The organism is Kitasatospora sp. NPDC059088, assembly GCF_042738155.1.
Classification (GTDB): domain Bacteria; phylum Actinomycetota; class Actinomycetes; order Streptomycetales; family Streptomycetaceae; genus Kitasatospora.
Genome location: NZ_JBHYGR010000099.1, coordinates 33,664 through 35,853, shown reverse-complemented (window position 1 = coordinate 35,853; position 2,190 = coordinate 33,664). Strand labels below are relative to the sequence as shown.

The 2,190-nt window shown below is 73.2% G+C and carries 3 protein-coding genes; 2 read left to right on the top strand and 1 reads right to left on the bottom strand.

Annotation, left to right across the window (positions count from 1 at the left end; translation table 11 throughout):
- Positions 1–102: 102 nt before the first annotated feature.
- Positions 103–714, bottom strand: a complete 612-nt coding sequence (locus tag ACFWXO_RS32960; protein WP_380528509.1) for a TetR/AcrR family transcriptional regulator — start codon at positions 712–714, stop codon at positions 103–105.
- A gap of 180 nt (positions 715–894) precedes the next feature.
- On the opposite strand from ACFWXO_RS32960, the gene ACFWXO_RS32955 reads away from it, so the two are divergent.
- Both ACFWXO_RS32955 and ACFWXO_RS32950 read left to right on the top strand, forming a co-directional pair.
- Entirely contained in the window at positions 895–1,596 is a 702-nt protein-coding gene (locus ACFWXO_RS32955; RefSeq protein ID WP_380528507.1) for an SDR family oxidoreductase, read from the top strand.
- Positions 1,597–1,631: 35 nt separating this feature from the next.
- Positions 1,632–2,054, top strand: coding sequence for a tautomerase family protein (locus ACFWXO_RS32950; RefSeq protein ID WP_380528505.1), 423 nt, complete (start codon positions 1,632–1,634; stop codon positions 2,052–2,054).
- The last annotated feature ends 136 nt before the right edge of the window (positions 2,055–2,190 follow it).

Sequence of the window (2,190 nt, the reverse complement as noted above, 5' to 3'; positions counted from 1 at the left end):
CCTCCGCCCCCCGGGGGGGGGCGGGGGGGGGGGGGGGGGGGGGGGGCCCCCCCCTCCCCTTCCCCGCCGGTGGGTCGGCGCCCGGCCCCCCAGGCCCCCACCCTAGGCCTGCGGTGCGCCCTCACCCGTCGCGGTCAGGCGGCGCCGAGCCGCGGCGAGGAGTTCGGCGGACAGGCCCGGATCGTCGCTCGCCCGGGCGGGCATCAGCGCGCCGACCATCGTCGACAGGTCGGCGAGCGCCGCCTCGCGCCCGGCCGCGTCGGGCAGCTGCTGGAAGCCGTCGACCAGGTCGCGCAGCCCGGCCGTGAAGGCGGTGCGCAGCGGGGCGCCGGGTTCGGCCCGGGCCGCGTCGGCGGCCAGCGCTGCGGCGGCGCAGCCCTGGCCGGGGTGGTCGCGATGGAGGGCGGAGAGGTAGCGGGCGAGGAACTCGGCGCGGGGGGTGCGCCGCTCGTCCGAGGGGTCGTCGTCCGCACCAGGGTCCGCCAGCGCGTCCATGGCCTCGCGGCGTTCGGCGAAGGCGGCGGTGAGGGCCTGGGCGACGAGGTCGTCCTTGGACGAGAAGTGCCGGTAGAAGCCGCCGTGGGTGAGTCCGGCCGCGGCCATCGCCTGGGGGACGCTGACCTGCTCGGAGCCCTTCTCCCGGATCAGCCTGGCGGTGTGGTCGATGACCTCCTGACGGTGGCGTTCGGCCTCGGCGCGTGAGACGCGGGGCATGTCCGCGCTCCCTTCGTCGTCCTGTGGTGGTGTCCCGGCGGCCCCCGGTGGTGCTCCCGGTGGCGGTCCCACTCTCCCATCCGGGGCTCCCTTGCCCATTTTAGATGATGGCCATAATCTAAAACCAGTGGGGAGCCCCGGCGACGGGGCACCACCCTTCCGAGAGCGAGGAACACGCACATGACCGTGATCGAAGGCTCCACCGCCCTGGTCACCGGAGGCCTCCGCGGCCTCGGCCGGGCATTCGTCGGAGAACTGCTGGCCCGCGGCGCGACGAAGGTCTACGCCACCGCCCGGACACCCGTCCCCAGCGAGGACGGCCGGGTGGAGGTCCTCGCCCTGGACGTCACCGACGACGCCTCGGTGGCCGCCCTCGCCGAGCGGGCCCAGGACGTCGACATCGTCTTCAACAACGCCGGCGTCCTGCACCCCGGCGCCCTGCTGACCGCCGACCTGCGGCACGTCCAGGACACCTTCGACACCAACGTCCTGGGCCCGCTGCGGATCGCCCGCGCCTTCGCGCCCGTGCTGGCAGCCCGGGGCGGCGGGGCACTCGTCGACATCCACTCCGCACTGTCCTGGGGCGCGGGCGCGGGCGCGTACGGGGCCTCCAAGGCGGCCCTGTGGTCGCTCACCAACTCCCTGCGCCTGGAGCTCGCCGCCCAGCACACCCAGGTCGTCGGCGTGCACCTGGGCTTCGCCGACACCGAGATGGTGGCAGCTCTGCCCGTCGACAAGCTCCCGGCCGACGAGGTGGCCCGCATCGTGCTGGACGGCATCGAGCGCGGCGACCGCGAGGTGCTCGTCGACGACGTCTCCCGGTCGTTCAAGGCCGCACTCGCCGGGCCGGTGGAGGGCCTGACCGTCCCCTTCCGCCGCTGAGCCGCCGCACCCCTGCACCGCTGAGGAGAACACCCATGCCCCTGTGGCACGTCTACCACCCCCGCGGCACCTACAGCCCCGAGCAGAAGCAGCGGATGGCCGCCGACATCACCGGCTTCTACACCCGCTTCGGGCTGCCGAAGTTCTACGTGATGACGCTGTTCCACGAGATCGGCGCCGACGACTTCCACGTCGGCGACCAGCCCACCCAGGACGCGGTACGGATCGTGGTCGAGCACATCGCCCGCCACACCGAGGACCCCGACGTGCGCAAGCGCACCCGGGAGGCGCTCGCCGCCGTCCTCGCGCCCCACACCACCGATCGCGGCCTGTACTGCGAGTTCCACGTCGACGAGACGCCCCGCGACCTGTGGATGATGGACGGGATCTCCCCTCCGCCGTCCAACAGCGAGGCCGAACAGCTGTGGGTCCGGGAGAACCGCCCGATCCCGTACTGACCGGCCTTAGGAAGTGCCGCCCGGCACCTGCCCGGGGGCGGGGGGGCCGGGGTGACCTGTGGCGTATTCAAAAATGACGCAGCCCACGACAAAGCAAATGTATATATCGGTGGGGGGCGGGTCATTAAAAAAGGGG